Source organism: Sporolactobacillus pectinivorans, from assembly GCF_002802965.1.
Classification (GTDB): Bacteria; Bacillota; Bacilli; order Bacillales; family Sporolactobacillaceae; genus Sporolactobacillus; species Sporolactobacillus pectinivorans.
Genome location: NZ_NXGA01000001.1, coordinates 2,064,095 through 2,081,184, shown reverse-complemented (window position 1 = coordinate 2,081,184; position 17,090 = coordinate 2,064,095). Strand labels below are relative to the sequence as shown.

The following is a 17,090-nucleotide window of genomic DNA, read 5'->3' as shown; positions in this document are numbered from 1 at the left end:
TCAAATTTTCCTCTTTAAACAGGCTGTTTTCCCCCTTAATCTGTCCCTTCCGCACATAAACCTCCACTCATATAATGCACTATCACTTGATGAGGAGGTGCCTTTATGGGCTATTCATGCGGCTGCGGCGGATATCAAACTTATCCAGTTGGAGGATATTCCCGTATCAACAGTTTTGCTCTAATCGTTGTATTGTTCATTCTTTTGATCATTGTTGGTGCCACCCTTTTTTACTAATTTCTTCGCGCTTCCCATTCTTGTCAGTATCCTTTATCTTGCCGTGTATCGGACACCTTGGCCGGGTGTCCTTTTGATATCTAATAAATTTCTTCCACTGTTCTAGACCGAATAATTATGAATATGAATTCCCGTCCTGAGCGCTCATGTAATAAAAGGAGCGTACAAATGGGAATTCCTGTTACTGATTTCATGTTTCATTCCAACGATTCAGACCCGTTTCCTTCTCATCAACTTTTTATAACAAGTTGGGACGGTAGACCCGTTCATGTCCATCAATTTAATAGGGAGACTTCTTTTGACATGAGGAGGTATCAATATGCAGAACTACTGCTCCGAATGGGGTACCTTACATACACCGGTATTTTTCTTTTACCTCTTATGACGATGGACACCGGCATGAGATATCAGTCGTAACGGGCCCTCCGGATGGAGGCATTATCACGAATTTAGAGGCACGACCACTGTAAATGGTGCTAGTCCTCATTCACATCAGTACACCGGAAACACAGGTTCGTAAACTCATGAAAAAGCGGCATTTTTTTAATCCAAATTTAATCTCCGGCGTACAACAATCATAGAGAGAATGGCACACCGTATTTGTGATGGTGAAGTCAATGCCAGTCAATCATCCCATGCCTCCTGGATGGCACTCCTAATTTCGTCATAAGATTCATAAGTATAGTAATCTTCACCATTCTCGAGATAGATTCTCGCCCTTGCATCTTCTGTTTCAAAAATCATATTGATATCGTCGATCTTGAGCAATATCCGATAAGAGTCGTTTCCGGTGTGAAATTCAATAAATCCTTTGATGTTTACCACTCCCAGATACCGTTTCATAAATTTTTAAAACTTTGTCAAAGTACTGTATTCATTTCCGGTTGGAATTCAATATAGAAACTGTTCATTCCTGCTTTGATTCTGCATCGCTACTTTTTAAATAGGATATCCATACAGTATGCATAGACAAATTGCCTCGTTCAGGAACTTTGTCGTTTTCGCTTCAGAAAACGCACGATCCATCAGACTGATGATCTTGGGTGCCATGTGGTATTTCACGCGGGAAACTCCCTGTTATTCCTGTGTGTCTATGTATACCTTGCATTCAGTTTCAATCAAGCACTTTCCCCACCACAGGATAAATATTCATTGCTTGGCAGGAGAAACACGCCAGCGATCAACAATTCCAATGCTGCACGAACGGGGATTATCAAAGCCCGGAACCTGTTTAATGCCTCCCTGAGCATTTTCAGGCTGGCCGATCCCGGGATGGGAGGCAGCTTGATCAAACTAAGTTCAATGACACTGCCGCTAAATCTGTATACACAGCAACAATCTTTTAGTTTTTTAATCTATCTGAATTTTTTTCGCTAGAAGTTTTTCTTATTTCAATCTATTTTTTGATATTTTTTCAAGTAATGCCATTGATTCTTCCTCATTTGGGATGTGAAGCAAATTATTTTTTACAAAATCGTCAGCAGCTGGATAGTTGCTCTTTCCGATGTCTTTCGCTGCTCTTCCAAAATCATATTGCGTTTGTTTAAATTTAATACCATCTGATGAATTAATAAGCAGCCAGTATGCATCTGGTCGTTTCGCAAAGGGCATCCCAACGCTTCCCGCGTTCATAATACACGTTTTCCCAAGTTCTATCTTGAATTGCATATGAGTATGCCCGCACACAACTATTGGCTGATTAACATGAGCAAAGAGTGTTTTGAGCCATTTTTTTGGTGACATTGGAGTAAAAATGTCTGCATCACTTTCTGGTGCTGCATGGCAAAATAAGAGATCACCAAGATTTTTAGTATGAATCTCCGTTGTACTTTGCAAGTCTGAGAGAAATTCAAGACGCCTTGCAGTTAATGTATTAGCGACCCATTGTTGATTTTGACGACCTTGGTCTGATAATTGGGGCAGCTTTAATCCTCTTGACGCTTCGACAACCTCTCTGTCTCCATTTCCTCTAATAAAATTAACGTTTGTCCTTTTGCGTAAACGCAATAGGCAGTCCAGTGCTTGAACAGGCATCGGTCCTGAGACTATGTCACCTCCAACGATAATCAAATCCGGCTGTATTGTTTTGAGTTCATTAAGAACTGCTTTCAGCGCTGGAAAGTTACCGTGAATATCATAGAGTGCAGCAATTTTCATTTTTATGTACCCCCCGTGTGCGTTCACGCTATTAAACGAATATTTCTTTTGAATTGTTACGTTATTCAAGCGATTGATCATAGGCTGAAAAATGGGTATAATGTACTAGGTTAATATTGAAATAATTTAAAACGATATTACTTTGGAGAGTGAAATGCAACCCAACCTAACTCCTATTGAGCCAGAATACAAGCCTAGGAAGTTTTATATCAGCGTAAACCTTAAGTTTTGGATCAGTCACTTTGTTTCATTGAGCTGGCTTTTCTTTTCAGTTTATCTTTCGCTGCCTTGGATTAGAGACTTTTCTTCAGTTGTTACATTTCCTATAGCTGTGATGATCGTCGGCGGTATTGCTTACATTCCCGGCTACATGAATGCTTTTCTTGTGATCAGCTTATTACTTGACCAACAGCCTATTATTAATAACAGGTTCCCTAATGAGCAAGTGACGCTGCTTATTGCCGCTTATAACGAAGAAGAATCTATATTTAACACTTTGAAATATGTTGCCGATCAGGATTACAAAGAGAAGATACGCGTTGTTGTAATAAACAATAATTCTTCTGATCATACAGACAGAGAAGTTAATAGAGCCTCAAAAGCATTTGATTTAAACGTTGAAATTCTGCACGAGCAAAAACCCGGTAAATTTCATGCTTTGAACAAAGGATTGCAATTTGTCAAAACCCCATATGTCATTACCTTAGACGCAGATACATTACTTCATCCTTCTGCCGTTCGTTTCTTGGTATCTAGAATAATAAATAGTCCTGATAATGTATGTGCCGTTGCTGGATCTATGCTGGTCCGTAATAGCCGTGCTTCTATTTGGACAAGAATACAAGAATGGGATTATTTCTTAGGCATAGCATCTATTAAAAGATTACAAGGGCTTTATCAAGGAACACTCGTTGCACAAGGCGCCTTCAGTTTATATAAGACAGAATGTGTACGAGAAGTTCAAGGATGGCCGGATGCCATAGGTGAGGATATCGTATTAACTTGGAGGCTTCTACACCGAAATTGGAAAGTATATTTTGAACCACTTGCCATCGCTTTTACAGATGCGCCAACTACATTAAAACATTTTGCCAAACAACGATCCAGATGGGCAAGAGGGATGATTGAGGGGCTGACCGAAGTTAAGCCATGGCGCCAACCGCAATTGTTTACCAAGTATCTCACTGGAATTAATCTGATGATGCCTTATCTCGATGTTGTGTACACTCTTTGCTGGATACCCGGATTAATTTTAGCTTTCTTTGGTATTTACTGGATTGTCGGCTTGACGACAATATTGGTTTTGCCATTAACATTCATTAGCTATGGCTTGCTCTATTTTTATCAAAAATATTTCGTTTTTAAAAAATTAAATCTTCGTATTAGAAAAAATAAATTGGGATTTATTTTGTTTATTCTTTTTTACCAACTCGTTATGTCACCTGTTTCTGTTTGGGGTTACCTACAGGAATTCTTTAAATTAAAGCGTGTATGGTAAGACAAGAAACGTTAGAGAGGAGTTGATCATGTAGTTCAGATGCTCAAAGGGAACTATGTTCCAGTGTTTTATCCCTTTCTCTTAAAAAACATACTGGCGGATTTAAAAACAGAGCACCGATCACGTACTCTTAATTTTCTTTTCTTTATATACGATTAGTGCTGAATATCGCTCATTCGTCTTATTATCAGCTGCATTAAATTCAATATCCACCAGATCTCCGCCAATTTTTCCCAACAAAAAATTCATATCCTTCTCAAATTCAGTAGCACTCGTTCTGGTAATCAATTTGGCTTTCGTATGAATTCCCCCCTGGGATTAATCATACACATGTAGAAAATTTTTACTATAGCGGATTACGTTTCAATGTGTGACTAAATTGCAACATGTTAAGTATCGGGGATCAGTCAAGTCACATGATGCAATCTATTTGCCCTCTCAACGAACGCGCCATCTTTGGATTTAATTGACCTTATGAATTGCTGAATAAAAAATAGAGCACTAATCGGGTGCTCAGTTAATCAGTCTTGCTTTCCTAATTACTCCAACTCGGTCAAATTCCAGCGTCCGCACAAGCATGATTTAATGAGTTAATTCACTTCAATCAGTACTTAAACATTTAGAGTGGCAGGAACACTGTTTCCTCCGATTCCTCTGTCTGCTAATTTAATTGGGTTTGTTGACGATAAAAGAGTAAGAAATTTGCCAATATATTTAATTCATAATAGTGGTTAGCTATTTTCAAATTTCCTTTCCGCGTAAAATAGCGGGCAAAATCAATTGAATAAGATTCAATATCAGGATACAAATTCAAACGCTGTAAATTGAAAAACGCCCTATCAATATTCTCCTTATGTCCCCGATCAGGCATAAGTTCTCGCACAAGATTAATCTTTGCTATGAACTCATTGTCACCCCAAAACATAGCATTTTCTATTCCTTTTTTATAGATTGATTCTGCCAACTTCTCTTTTCCAAGTTTGACATACGACTCGAAGAGATTGAAAAATGCCTTCGGCGTATAGTGGTCATTTAACTGTAAAAATAATGCTAATGATTTTTGGAAATAAAGTTCTGCTCGGTCAAAAAGTTCCTGTTTCATATACCCAATACCGATATTAATATTAACAATGGCTTTAAGCCTTTGATCATTGGAGCTTTTTGCTAGATCACTTGCTTCCAAAAAGGCATTCATTGCCTTATCAAATTCGTAATTATCCAATAAATTAAGAGCTATAATATTTTTGCAAAAAAAACGATTTAGTAAATATTCAGGATGGCACTGGTATATCGCAATTGCAGACTCAGCAAAGTTGATTGACAGGCTGGTATATTTTAATTCATAATATAGATGTGATAGTATTCTGCCTTTTCAATATCATCGTTCAGTTCTTCCACTCTTTTTTCCGCAACTTTATAGCTTGAAATAGCGGCAGAGTAATTATGTCCTTTAAACTCATACATACCTTTAAAAAACCAATAATAGTAGTTCAAAATTCCAGTTAACTGTTCTTCATTATTATCGATAGATTTCAAGGTTTTCGTCGCTTTTTCTTTTTGTTCCGGATTCTCATCGTTCAGTCGCATGCGAAAATCAAGTAAAGAATAATACAATAGCACCGTTTGATCTTCTTCCATATGGTTGAGAAGTTGTTTAATCTCCCTTTGTAGTTGATGAGATTTTTCTACCTCATAGTTTTGAATGGCCCTATACCATTCATTCATTTTATCTGCAACCTGAATCGACGAAATTTTCGTATTAACTTCCTCCTTTCTTCCCATCTCTATAATACAACTAATATTTTGAAATCTTTGTCGAACACTGTCGTGAGCTTACTTTTTTTTACAATACAAATGAATAGGACTGCTTTCTTTTAGTCTGTGATCCCATTTATCTTGCCGAATGATGCTGGATGTGACAGTCATTTATTTTGCGAGGTCGATTAATTTTAATTTATCTTTACTTTTCGGCAAAACACTGTTTGTTTCATAACGTTTTGGATCTCTTGACCGTGGCTTTACATTTCACCCAACCTCCATTTAGGAAAAATAAAAGCGCCCCAAAGGGTGCCAGTAACTCAAATTTATTTATCCAGTGCTATATCAACAATTTTAGGAAATATCGAAAGTCCTATTTCTGTCAATGTTAAGATGATGTCTCCCCGTTGGAAAGTCTTTTCCTTGTAATTATATTTGAAACCTGCTTTGTTTAGTAACACCATTTTATCGAAGTTTTTAGATCCGTTTATATCATGTACCGGAAGGCCACCCATTGCCTTATTTATTATTTCCTTTAAAAGCTCAACGCTCTTTTCATCCATAAGTCAACATCCCCATCCTCAGATTACCTTACCATTCTCCAAATAGAGACATTTTCCTGCATGATTCAAAAATAAAACCACCTTACGGGTGCCCAAAATGTAATTAAATTGTATGCTTCATTCATTAACCTCTTGACGACACAATAATACTGACGCCTACAAGGCAAATTAACCCACCTACAAGTTCATTTATATCCGGAGCCTTTTTGTCGATAAACCAGCCCCAAAGAATGCTCATGACAATAAATACTCCGCCATATGCGGCATATACTTTTCCAAAATTTGGAAATACTTGCCATGTTGCAATAATGCCATATACAAATAGTACGAAACCTCCTATCAGGCCAAACCACCCGGAACGTCCTTCACGCAGCCATTGCCAAATAAGATATCCACCACCGATTTCAGCACACCCTGATAAGAAAAAAATGAAACACGCTTTTATCATTGTCAAAATTCATAACTTCCTTCTAAATCAAGATGGCATTTAAGGCCTTCACATTTATAATTTTTACTCGTTAGATCCGTGAGGAAGAATTCAATGCCCTTCCGATTTCCAATATACATTCTGTGAGTAACTTCTCTTCCTGCTTTTCTTTATCCTTTTAATGACATTGAGTACGGATCTACCTATCTTCACTTCTCTAAATCGCATTGGATTCAAATGTGGTAAAATTAACCTATCGTTATGGCTTGGAAAATCCGAACCCTTTAAAAAGGAGGAGTGATCACATTGATTAGCAGAAAACAAAAACATTTTTTGATGCTTTTGTTATTTTGTATTGTTGCAGGATTAATTTTGTTCTTCACCCCTTATAAATACCATTTTATAGCTGTTCCGCTCCTAATCCTTATTTTTATAATGGATGCCCTATACAATCACAACAATAAAAAAAATAGAGCGGAATGAAGCTGAACAATACTCCTTTCCGGACTGAAACCCGAGCGAAAACTCATTTTGATCTTGTAACATTAATTTACAATACTTCTCCACTAGCGTATGACCGTATGACCATCTTAATAGCGTCACTGATCAAGAAAAATGCTAAACACTTAGCTCAACAGCTAGACAACCAAGCGATTCATTCAATACAATAAAGGTTAATTGCTAGATGTTAGATGATTAATTCTCATTATACAATGAATTGTGATTAGATGAGCACAGAAAACCATAACAGCAATAATAAAAATGAACAGACTGACTTATTTGATCGTACCTTTATCGGAAAACCCGGATGCATGTTTCTTGTTGTAATTATTGTTGTTGCTTTTATCGTGTAGTCAATATTTATTGCTAAGGGGCTTTAAGCTGCCTCATCGTCTCGTCAAGATAATCAGTAAGATAAAGAGCACCCGCTCGGATGCTCTGTGCTCTTCTCTTGTTCAGTTAAAAATTTTTTACTGCTGGCTAACTCTTTTTTCAAGTTCATAGCTGGGCCGACAAATATAATTATTTTTATTCTTCGTGACGACTATTTTGACTACCCCTTGGCAGGTTCGATTCCACAGTATTCTTAATACCTGTTTGGTATCCTTATTCAGCTTATGAGCGATCTCGTCTGATTGTAGCGGTTTATTTTCAGTATTCAATAGAGAAACGATTTCTTTCAACCCATTATTAGAATTGTCTATTGACAAATCAATCATCTCCTCATATGTGTATCGCCAATTTTTAGAATGAATTAATGATTCCAAAGCATTAATTTTATACCCTTCTTCGCAAAGAAAAGACAATTTAGGCTTTATAGAGCAGGCCTTTTCGATTAATATGTATCGAAATGTGCCATATATTGTTTCACTTGGGTTCTTTTCCGTCAATGATCCGGCCATATTATTATCGCCTTGCAGTAGGCTGAATCGTTTCATTCAGAATCTAGTACTAGAGCGCTTGGTCAAACTCGCCATCAGTTCACGTCACGCATCCTTTTATCAAATAAAAGGATATCAAAAGCCCTGTTGCTATGAGGCATGTTCGTCCAAACCAACATCCTCAAAAAAGAGACACCGTATTTACGCACTTTCCAAACAGCTTAGTTTTTCTTCCGAAACAGTCATTTTCATTCCTTTATTTGTCCCTTTCACGCTTACTTGTCAAATCATAAAATGCAGTATCACATGACAAGGAGGTGCTTCTCTTGGGATATGATGGTGGATACAGTGGCGGCAGTACCTTTGTCTTAATCGTTGTGCTGTTCATTCTGCTAATTATTGTTGGAACTACTGTCGTTTATTAAAAAAATGCCGCACCCATCGATGCTCATCAAACTTCCTCTTTCAGAGGGTACCTTGCCTCGGTGCCCTTCTTTTAATTTTCAAGAAATATCTTCAGCAATTCATTTTACTGCACTAAAAAGAAAAAGGAAGCCAGTAACTAGTCTACATGACTAGAAACAAAATCTATTTATCGGCAATATCCTTGTACTTCATGCCATTTTGATAATCCTGGCAGCCTTTTTATCCTTGTTGTCATCTACTCATGATACCTCACCTCCTACTGGCAGATTGTTCGTTTTGAAGCAAAAGAAAAAGCACCAACTGAAAGTGATTACAATTACTTAAATGATTTATTTTTTAATACTGTTACTTTTTCCTTAGTAATTTTTCCTGTATCTTTAGTGTGCTCTACAAGTCGAATGATATCCTGATAACATTGTTTCGCTCCAAATACTAACAGCGGTACTCCAATAAAATCGATTTTTAGCCATCTGGAAAATAATCCGCCTATCGTCATAGCAACTGGAACAGTTGGTGATGTGTTGGAATAAATAATTTTTTGATGGCCTTCATATTTCTCTTGTAACAATAAACTTAAATTTTTTAAAGCCGGAAGCATGTGTTTAGAGGCACCACGTCCAACCGTATAAACTGAATTTCCATCATCATCCACTCCATGAAAAACAATTTTACCCATATCAGAACTATTTAACTGATTAAAGTAAGGAACAGATAAAATTTCTTCTCTAGTTAACTTATGATCTGTAGATATCTTTTTTAGATGATAAGCTGCAGCTAATGCTGTAGTATGCGTCCCGCCAAAATCATTATATATGTAAATCACAGTATCATCCTTTTTCGTTTTGATTTACTTATATTGTTATTCCCATTCAATAATGTAATTATCCAAGTGTTTAAATACTAAAATGGATTCAGCAAGCCCTATATAGGTATAGGGCTTGCTGAACATATAAAATGGTTGATTAGACAGGATTTCTGAGCGTTTTTGTCGAAGCGGTCTTCAGGAGTTCCGGGCAATTCCCGCCAAAATTCTTGGCCATGGGGCGTTCAATTGTACAGCGATCAGGAACATCAACGGGTCATGCGGGAAGACTTTTTTCTTCCTTTTGCAAGGCAACCCTATTGATATTCAATTAAGTTTCATGGGAATTTTATTTTCAATCACTTAAAATACAGCATTACGAGTAGAACAATCAAACAAATCGGAATCATAGACAGTGCAATCAAACTGATTAAATGAAAATAGAAAATACGTATAGATGACCACCCCTTGCTTGAAATCTCAAATACTTTTTTATCAGGATTGGTCAACAATACCGTAAAATCATTTAACTCCCCATAATTCTGCTCAATATATCCATCTTTTAACAGAAATTTTATATCTGAAATAACACTACTTACTGAGTGATGAGGTAATATTTTTTTTAAGTCGTTGATCGAAACAAGATAATATCCATCTGAATGTTTTTCGGAGCCTTCAGCATACTTACGATTAGCTATTAATCTCTTTCTTTTGTTAATCAAATAATTTGACAATTTCAGAGATATTGGATCAATCATGTTCATTGTTTTATCCCCTCACCCAATTAAGCGATTGTTGATCCGCTATAATTTTATAAGTTGAACGTCCTAGTTTATATTTCTGAAATGATAACTCTATTGTCCCACATTCTTGCATTGGATACTTCAAGGTTTGTCCATTAATAAAATAAAAATTGTATTTTCCATAGCATCTATCTCTGCTTTCATATTTTGAGGATTAACCGGGATCGTTTTTTTCAATGTGCACCGGAATCCCCCTGTATGGTAAAATATTCTTATCGAGAGCGCTCGGAGGGATCCGAGCTTTTTTTATGCAAAGGAGATTCAACCATGCAAATCATTGGTTATGCAATTTTGTTCTCAATCATTGCACCCGGTGTTGCGTTTTTGCTAAGTGGAACCATTGTTATAATCAAAAGAAAACGAGTAATTGGAACTCTTATGATAATCATTGGCTGCTTAATTCTTCTGGGATTACTGTCTGAAATTATCAGTATCAATCTTGGATGGTTCTAATTTTCCGCTTTATGGTCGTACTTACAAATCACTCTTTTTCAAATATTCCTAAACCGCGGTATTACCGTGCCTATTAAAATCAAAGCAAATGGTATCCCACCTGCGATACCACCGGATTTATCACAAGAATTCTGTCCTCTTTACACCGACCTCTGCCTTCGTATCTTCTCAAATAGGCATTTTAATCATTCCGCATCCGTCTATCCGCTCATATAATGCACTATCACATGAAAGGGGGGGTGTTGTTCATGGGGTATCCTGTTAATGCTGCGTACGGAGGCGGATATGGTGGATACGGTGGATACGGCGGTTTTGGATTTGGTAACGGATTTGCATTAATCATCGTTCTCTTCATCTTGCTCATTATTATTGGCGCAACTTTCGTTTATTAATGTTTATCGCATCCTAAGGTTAATCCACCGATACCCAACGATGCCCAATCCTTTAGATCACTCCTTTAGAGAGGGCACCATGCACCGGGTGCTCTTTTGAGCATTCAATTAAATCTCTTCTCCCTCCTGTCATCTATCATGCGGCTTGGCTTTTAAATCATGCTTTCCGAGAAGCTCATACAGGTGAACTTTGTACTGATCTTCTATCCCGAAAAGTAGAACCCCTCTTCGTCAAGACATGTTGCTTCCATCCATAAAAGAAAAGGGGAAATGCAATCCGGTCATAGTTCTATGGAGATTACCGATAATATTTAAGCCCATACCTTTGAGATAAGTCAAGTCGAAAAGTACACCGATAAAGTCTTAAATGTCTGGCAAAAAACCGGCAAAATAATGAACATTCGGTATGTGATTTATTTTGGCCACTGAAAACGGGCAAAACAAAAACTCCTCAGCGCTATGTGTGCCAAGAAGTTTCAGAGTTTCAATCAGATTAATAAGTTTCGAGATACTGATCGCATTCCCAAGAAGATACTTGCGTACGGGGCAGGGAAATCAAGAACGAACGTTTGTATTGAATTTTATAAATCGGCAATCATTGCAACAGTGTGTATCTTGATTGCTAACAAAAATACAAATGAAGTATACTGAAATTTATTAAGCGAAATAACAAATCCAAATGAATAATATTTTTTAATTTAATGTCTTGAATTTACATTTCTAATGGATGGATTCAAAAATGAATAAGTTAGGAACATTACTAAAAAGCCACGAATTAAGTAAAGCTTTACAATATGCAAAAAATTTACGTGCATCAAACTTATATAATGACCTAGTCGAATTTATCTATGCCGATAAAAAAAATTTGGCATGGGTGTCTTTGATGACGCAATTATTTGCAAATGGTGAAACCGCGTCGTTGCATCATATACTTCATTGTATTTTTTCATTCGACTTAAATGATTTTGATGGTGCGCCTAATTTAGCCCTATATCACGCTAGGAAAGCGGTTGAATTAAGTGATGAAAAAGATCCAGAATATGTTGATTATCTGGCTGATCTCCTGCACTTAAGTATTGAACCTGATGAGTTAGTATCCAGAGAAGAAGGTAAAATGCTTGCAAAAAAGATATTAGATCTTGATCCTGATAATGAATTTGTAAATGATGAAATGAAAAATGGAAACTTTATATGATTCATTTATTAACCCGCCTTTTGCGCTTCTATTCGTTTCTCAACTATTTTTATAAATTCTTCCGTATAAGTTTTAAACTGTCGGCCTTCTCGATTTATACTTTGATCCACTCTAATGATTTTAGCTTCGGTTTTATTACTGTTCAGTCCAAGAGATTTAGCCACACAGACATTTCCGCCTATTGTGCTAATGGTCATATAAATAAATTTATTTTCTCTGATCCTTTGGAGATAATGCTCAACCGCCTCATTGACATCCGTAGTGACAAAATAAGTGTGTTCAGCATTCTTAGAACCTTTTTCATGACTGGGCTCAATAAAATTAAATCTTGGAATATCAATCATGTCCAACATTCACAACACCTCTCCCTTATTTTATTTCTTCAGGGAGATGAATATTCCTGCATGAACGAATGATTTTAAAAATCATATTCAGAGTTTAAAAGTAGAGTGCCGGTTAAGCGCTCATAAAATGTCCTTCACTTATAGTGACAATTCGTACGACAAGAAGGTTAATATTTCAGTATTTTTGTCCCGATAATTACCTCCTGTGATAAAAATAGTGTATCGATATCGCTCAGTTGGATCCGATCCTTTTTTTAATTAGTTATTCGCCCATTTGTTTCGAGGACAAGCTCTTCACTGGTCCGACTAGCATATGAATAAAACGTCCAATCATTAATGATCATTGTGAGGTGAAGAGTCATCCAAGATGAGATGAAAGATTACTTCCGTTTGGACCTGGGTATCCCTAAAAAATAAATGATCTTATTCACTTTCTCACAGTTTATCTTTCTCCTAAATGATTCTAAATACAAAGGAGGTGTTACCCTTGTTTAATAACCAACCTTTTTACGATGGATCTTGTGGATGCCAGGGCGGGTATGGCGGCTATGGATATGGCGGTTATGGTGGTTACGGCGGATTTGGAGCTGGTCGCGGATTTGCTTTAATCATCGTCCTGTTCATCTTGCTCATTATCATTGGAGCGACTTTCATTTATTAATGCTTTCTGTATCCCGAGGTTAATCCGCCGATATCTCATTTTTCGATCACTCCTTTATCGAGAGCACCTTGCACCGGGTGCTCTTTTGACCTACCCCAAAATAACGATTTCTGATAGCATCCTCTCTTCGTTGTCTATCACATTTCTTATCTTTGATGGGAATCAACTTTTCCTCATTAAACAGGCTCTTTCATTCCCTCTTTTGTCCCTTTCGTACGTATATTCCAATTCATAAAATGTATTATCCCGTGGTGAGGAGGTGTTCAATTATGTGTTCTGATGGTGGATACAGTGGCGGTTACAGCCACGGCAGCAGCTTCGCTCTGATCGTTGTACTGTTCATTTTGTTGATCATTGTTGGTACAGCTTTCGTTTACTAATAAAATGCAGCAAGCCGCCTCATACAACATCTCCACGTTTAGAAGGCACCCTACGCCGGGTGTCCTTTTGATTATTAATGGTCAAATAATTTTGTTCTATACAAAGCTCTTTTGAATATGAATTACTGTTTCAAAATTCTTGTTTTAAAAAGGAGCTCAATAAATGGAAATCCCTGTTTCTGGTTTCATGTACCATTCTGATGATTCAAACCCATTTCATTCCCATCAGCTTTTTATAACGAGTTGGGACGGGAGGCCAGTTCATGTTCACGAGTTTCGCGGAGTTACCTCTTTTGAAGTAGGGCATGCCCACAAATATGCCGGAACCACCGAACCCGCTCCAAGTGGGGTTCCGCATACGCACAGATACTTTACTTTTACTTCTGTCGACGATGGTCACCGTCATGAAATAAGAGGCGTAACAGGTCCAGCCATTCCGCTTCCAGACGGAGGCCATTATCATGAGTTTAGAGGTACAACTTCTGTAAACGGTGCTACCCCTCATGCTCATAAATATTCAGGCAAAACAAGTCCAGAGGTTCAATAAAAAATTACTTACATTAAGCCGAATCCCGCCCCATACATGTATCACCTCCATTAAGGACACCTTGCAACGGGTGTCAATTTCTTATCCTTCACCTCTCGCCATTTCCCAATGTTTTTATTCTTTTTCGTAAACTCAGTTCATAAATTAAATGCAAACTCTCGAGAGGTCTTGATTCTAATGTCTCCTCAGCATATCAGCATGGCAGAAACTGAATTGAGAAATCACCTACGTTTGCTTTGGGAACAGCACGTTTATTGGACTCGGTTAACAATCGTTGGAATCGTGTTTAGCCTCCCTGATGCTGAACTCACAACAAATCGGCTGCTCCGCAACCCGAAAGATTTCGAACTAGCCTTAGCTCCTCTCTACGGTTCCGCGGTTGCCTCTCAGTTTGAAAAATTATTCACCGAACATCTTGTTATAGCCGCTCAGCTTGTTCGAGCGGCGAAGGCCGGTAATAGTACAGCTGCTACCGATGCTGAAAAAAGATGGTATACTAACGCGGATGAGATTGCTGCATTTCTTGGTCATATCAATCCTTATTGGTCGGCTAAAGACTGGCAATCAATGATGCACGAGCATCTGGCTTTGACTAAAACTGAAGCTGTTGAATTATTGACAAAGAAGTATACAGAGAGCGTCTCAACTTTTGATCGAATTGAACAACAAGCTTTAACAATGGCAGACATCATGGCATACGGCATTGCAAGACAGTTTCCTAGCCAATTTCCAATGTGAATCCGTATATACCCCCAATATTTTCACTACTTTTCAACTCATAGCCCGTTCAAATATTCTTCCAGTTGTGCAACACGTTCCTGTTTCAGCTATCCACACTCGTCCGTCAAATACTTCAGGGCACTGCGCTTATCCATCGAAAAAAAAGCCGATCTGCCTGAACCCCCCATCCACTCTCTCCGGCACACCCATACGGTGCTGATGCTTGAATCCGGAGCATTGATGAAAGACATGCAGATGCGGCTCGGTCATAGCTTAATGCAACTCACAGAAGATATATATTCTCACACCGGTGAGATTATTCAAAATGATTCAAATTGCCAAGTCGAAAAACATACCAATAAGATTTTAAATCGGCTGTCAAAAAGCGGCCAAGATCGTAAGGAGTTGCCGATACCACTGATCTATACTTTTTAGCGGTCAAAACAAAAACCCCTCGGCATCAGATGTGCCGAGAGGTTTCAGAAGTTTTATCAGATTAATAAGTTTCGAGATACTGATCGCGTTCCCAAGAAGATACTTGCGTGCGGAACATATCCCATTCAATTTCCTTTGCATCGTTGAAGCGTGAAACAGTATGTTCGCCAAGCGCGGCGGTGATGACCGGATCAGCATTAAAGACAGCCAAAGCTTCTTTCAGATCAGCCGGAAGATCATGAATGCCGAGTTTTTCGCGTTCTTCATCGTCCATAACATAGATGCTGCGATCTACCGGATCCGGAGGAGTCAATTTCTCCTTGACACCGTCAAGACCGGCAGCCAGCATTGCAGCCATGCCGAGATAAGGATTGGTTACCGGGTCAACGCTTCTGACTTCAATACGTGTGCTCAGCCCGCGGGAAGCCGGGATACGGATCAGCGCGCTGCGGTTGCTCAGAGACCATGCTACATAGCTTGGCGCTTCATAGCCGGGAACCAGACGTTTGAACGAGTTAACGGTCGGGTTCGTAATCGCTGTGAAAGCGCGGGCGTGTTTCAGAACACCAGCGATAAATGCCTTGGCTGTTTCACTAAGCCCATCCTTCGAAGACTCATCATAAAATGCATTTTCTTTGCCTTTGAACAGAGACATGTTGGAGTGCATGCCTGAACCATTGACACCGTACAGCGGCTTCGGCATGAACGTTGCATGCAGATTGTGCTGACGGGCGATCGTTTTAACAACCAGTTTGAATGTTTGGATGTTATCGCAGGTCTTAACGGCATCAGCATATTTAAAATCAATTTCGTGCTGACCCGGTGCAACTTCATGGTGAGAAGCTTCAATTTCAAAGCCCATATCTTCAAGTTCAAGTACAATATCGCGACGGCAATTTTCACCAAGATCCGTAGGTGCCAGATCGAAATAGCCGCCTTTGTCATTCAGTTCCAACGTTGGTTTTCCCTCATCATCCATCTTGAACAGGAAAAATTCAGGTTCCGGTCCGATGTTGAATGCCGTAAAACCAAGCTTTTTCATTTCTTCAAGTTCAGCCTTAAGTACGTTACGAGGATCCCCTGGGAATGGCGTGCCATCCGGTTTATGAATATCACAGATCATGCGGGCAACTTTGCCTTTTTCTGCCGTCCAGGGGAATACGACAAAACTGTCATAGTCCGGATACAGAAGCATGTCCGACTCTTCAATTCTTACAAATCCTTCGATTGAAGAACCATCAAACATAATTTTGTTATCCAGTGCCTTTTCCAGCTGACTGACCGGAATCTCAACGTTTTTAATGATCCCGAGCAGGTCAGTAAACTGCAAACGGATGAACTTTACGTTTGCTTCATTTACCTTAGAAATAATGTCTTCCTTCGTAAACTTTGCCATTCGTGATCCTCCCCAAAATAGGTTTCTTTGTAACAAATTTATATACAGAGAATCCTCACTTGAAAAAACGTGAAAGCTCCCCTTGTATCAACGAAGCTTTTCCAAACTTGCCGGCACTGACCAGTTCGGTTTTAAGGAATTTCATGAGCTCTGTATCGGACAACGTTTTCTTCTCCGCAGCTGGGCGGTTAGCGGCAACTGGCTTCTCACTCAGCACACGCCTGATGCCGGCCAAGTTAACCCCTTCATCAAGAAGTGACTTGATATCCAGCAAACGATCAACATCATTAAAAGAAAAAACCCGACGGTTGCCTTCAGTCCGCTCAGGAAATATCAATTTATTTTCTTCATAATAACGGATCTGTCTCGCTGAAAGTCCGGTCAGTTTCTGGACAATACCCATTGAAAACAATGGCATTGAACGACGTACACTGTCATCCATATCGCCCCAAGCCCCCCTTCACAAACACATTATAGCTTTGGAGAATAATGTTGTCAAACGATGTTAAGTAAT

The 17,090-nt window shown here is 38.6% G+C and carries 23 protein-coding genes and 2 pseudogenes; 12 read left to right on the top strand and 13 right to left on the bottom strand.

The features are described 5' to 3' along the window. Nucleotides 1-165: 165 nt before the first annotated feature. On the top strand, nt 166-237 hold the full coding sequence (locus COP04_RS20765) for a YjcZ family sporulation protein (RefSeq protein ID WP_420852789.1): 72 nt from the start codon (nt 166-168) through the stop codon (nt 235-237). Between the two features lie 168 nt (nt 238-405). Next, nucleotides 406-757 (top strand): annotated as a pseudogene (locus tag COP04_RS20270) (YmaF family protein). 104 nt (nt 758-861) lie between these two features. Here the strand turns inward: COP04_RS20270 and COP04_RS09975 are convergent. From COP04_RS09975 to COP04_RS09965, 3 genes are all read right to left on the bottom strand, one after another. Next, nucleotides 862-1,080, bottom strand: coding sequence for a hypothetical protein (locus COP04_RS09975; protein ID WP_100487848.1), 219 nt, complete (start codon nt 1,078-1,080; stop codon nt 862-864). 96 nt (nt 1,081-1,176) lie between these two features. Further along, the gene (locus COP04_RS20480; protein WP_275656861.1) at nt 1,177-1,299 is read right to left on the bottom strand and encodes a hypothetical protein; all 123 of its coding nucleotides are present in this window, start codon (nt 1,297-1,299) and stop codon (nt 1,177-1,179) included. A gap of 324 nt (nt 1,300-1,623) precedes the next feature. After that, entirely contained in the window at nt 1,624-2,394 is a 771-nt protein-coding gene (locus COP04_RS09965; RefSeq protein ID WP_100487846.1) for a metallophosphoesterase family protein, read from the bottom strand. Between the two features lie 154 nt (nt 2,395-2,548). Between COP04_RS09965 and COP04_RS09960 the strand changes: the two genes are divergently transcribed. Then, entirely contained in the window at nt 2,549-3,892 is a 1,344-nt protein-coding gene (locus COP04_RS09960) for a glycosyltransferase family 2 protein (RefSeq protein WP_100487845.1), read from the top strand. Between the two features lie 661 nt (nt 3,893-4,553). On the opposite strand, the gene COP04_RS09955 is transcribed toward COP04_RS09960, so the two are convergent. The 4 genes from COP04_RS09955 to COP04_RS09940 all read right to left on the bottom strand — a co-directional run bounded on the left by COP04_RS09955 (nt 4,554) and on the right by COP04_RS09940 (nt 6,661). Next, on the bottom strand, nt 4,554-5,114 hold the full coding sequence (locus COP04_RS09955; RefSeq protein ID WP_157800252.1) for a tetratricopeptide repeat protein: 561 nt from the start codon (nt 5,112-5,114) through the stop codon (nt 4,554-4,556). Nucleotides 5,115-5,227: 113 nt separating this feature from the next. Continuing rightward, nucleotides 5,228-5,674, bottom strand: coding sequence for a response regulator aspartate phosphatase (locus tag COP04_RS09950; RefSeq protein WP_100487843.1), 447 nt, complete (start codon nt 5,672-5,674; stop codon nt 5,228-5,230). A gap of 302 nt (nt 5,675-5,976) precedes the next feature. Beyond that, nucleotides 5,977-6,213, bottom strand: coding sequence for a hypothetical protein (locus COP04_RS09945; RefSeq protein ID WP_100487842.1), 237 nt, complete (start codon nt 6,211-6,213; stop codon nt 5,977-5,979). A 124-nt stretch (nt 6,214-6,337) separates the two neighbouring features. Next, entirely contained in the window at nt 6,338-6,661 is a 324-nt protein-coding gene (locus COP04_RS09940) for a YnfA family protein (protein ID WP_100489619.1), read from the bottom strand. 461 nt (nt 6,662-7,122) lie between these two features. Here COP04_RS09940 and COP04_RS20265 point away from each other — a divergent pair. After that, nucleotides 7,123-7,311 (top strand): annotated as a pseudogene (locus COP04_RS20265) (hypothetical protein); the annotation flags it as partial. Nucleotides 7,312-7,611: 300 nt separating this feature from the next. Here COP04_RS20265 and COP04_RS09935 read toward each other — a convergent pair. Next, nucleotides 7,612-8,043: a hypothetical protein gene (locus COP04_RS09935; protein ID WP_100487841.1), complete on the bottom strand. Its 432-nt coding sequence runs from the start codon at nt 8,041-8,043 to the stop codon at nt 7,612-7,614. A 296-nt stretch (nt 8,044-8,339) separates the two neighbouring features. Between COP04_RS09935 and COP04_RS09930 the strand changes: the two genes are divergently transcribed. Next, a complete protein-coding gene (locus COP04_RS09930) occupies nt 8,340-8,447 on the top strand; it encodes a YjcZ family sporulation protein (protein WP_100487840.1) in 108 nt (35 codons plus the stop codon). A 317-nt stretch (nt 8,448-8,764) separates the two neighbouring features. Here COP04_RS09930 and COP04_RS09925 read toward each other — a convergent pair whose 3' ends face one another. Together COP04_RS09925 and COP04_RS09920 are read right to left on the bottom strand one after the other, a co-directional pair. After that, a complete protein-coding gene (locus COP04_RS09925; protein WP_100487839.1) occupies nt 8,765-9,271 on the bottom strand; it encodes a DUF3189 family protein in 507 nt (168 codons plus the stop codon). Between the two features lie 338 nt (nt 9,272-9,609). Next, a complete protein-coding gene (locus COP04_RS09920; RefSeq protein ID WP_100487838.1) occupies nt 9,610-10,014 on the bottom strand; it encodes a hypothetical protein in 405 nt (134 codons plus the stop codon). A gap of 740 nt (nt 10,015-10,754) precedes the next feature. Here COP04_RS09920 and COP04_RS09910 point away from each other — a divergent pair. Then, nucleotides 10,755-10,898, top strand: a complete 144-nt coding sequence (locus COP04_RS09910; RefSeq protein ID WP_100487836.1) for a YjcZ family sporulation protein — start codon at nt 10,755-10,757, stop codon at nt 10,896-10,898. Nucleotides 10,899-11,637: 739 nt separating this feature from the next. Continuing rightward, nucleotides 11,638-12,093: a hypothetical protein gene (locus tag COP04_RS09905; protein ID WP_100487835.1), complete on the top strand. Its 456-nt coding sequence runs from the start codon at nt 11,638-11,640 to the stop codon at nt 12,091-12,093. 8 nt (nt 12,094-12,101) lie between these two features. Here the strand turns inward: COP04_RS09905 and COP04_RS09900 are convergent, their stop codons facing one another. Continuing rightward, on the bottom strand, nt 12,102-12,446 hold the full coding sequence (locus COP04_RS09900; RefSeq protein WP_100487834.1) for a hypothetical protein: 345 nt from the start codon (nt 12,444-12,446) through the stop codon (nt 12,102-12,104). A 478-nt stretch (nt 12,447-12,924) separates the two neighbouring features. Here COP04_RS09900 and COP04_RS09895 point away from each other — a divergent pair, with 478 nt between their 5' ends. The 5 genes from COP04_RS09895 (at nt 12,925) to COP04_RS20260 (ending at nt 15,180) form a co-directional block, all read left to right on the top strand. Continuing rightward, entirely contained in the window at nt 12,925-13,098 is a 174-nt protein-coding gene (locus COP04_RS09895; RefSeq protein ID WP_239984825.1) for a YjcZ family sporulation protein, read from the top strand. A gap of 269 nt (nt 13,099-13,367) precedes the next feature. Beyond that, the gene (locus COP04_RS09890; protein ID WP_100487832.1) at nt 13,368-13,478 is read left to right on the top strand and encodes a YjcZ family sporulation protein; all 111 of its coding nucleotides are present in this window, start codon (nt 13,368-13,370) and stop codon (nt 13,476-13,478) included. A 163-nt stretch (nt 13,479-13,641) separates the two neighbouring features. Next, nucleotides 13,642-14,025 carry a YmaF family protein gene (locus COP04_RS09885; protein ID WP_100487831.1) on the top strand — a complete coding sequence of 128 codons (384 nt, stop codon included), beginning with the start codon at nt 13,642-13,644 and terminating at the stop codon, nt 14,023-14,025. A 177-nt stretch (nt 14,026-14,202) separates the two neighbouring features. Then, nucleotides 14,203-14,763, top strand: coding sequence for an acetylglutamate kinase (locus COP04_RS09880; RefSeq protein WP_239984824.1), 561 nt, complete (start codon nt 14,203-14,205; stop codon nt 14,761-14,763). After that, nucleotides 14,764-15,180 carry a tyrosine-type recombinase/integrase gene (locus COP04_RS20260; RefSeq protein WP_100487830.1) on the top strand — a complete coding sequence of 139 codons (417 nt, stop codon included), beginning with the start codon at nt 14,764-14,766 and terminating at the stop codon, nt 15,178-15,180. It abuts the gene before it with no gap. Between the two features lie 61 nt (nt 15,181-15,241). On the opposite strand, the gene glnA is transcribed toward COP04_RS20260, so the two are convergent. Further along, on the bottom strand, nt 15,242-16,576 hold the full coding sequence (glnA, locus tag COP04_RS09870) for a type I glutamate--ammonia ligase (protein ID WP_100487829.1): 1,335 nt from the start codon (nt 16,574-16,576) through the stop codon (nt 15,242-15,244). A gap of 55 nt (nt 16,577-16,631) precedes the next feature. After that, nucleotides 16,632-17,018, bottom strand: a complete 387-nt coding sequence (locus tag COP04_RS09865) for a MerR family transcriptional regulator (protein WP_100487828.1) — start codon at nt 17,016-17,018, stop codon at nt 16,632-16,634. Between the last annotated feature and the right edge of the window lie 72 nt (nt 17,019-17,090).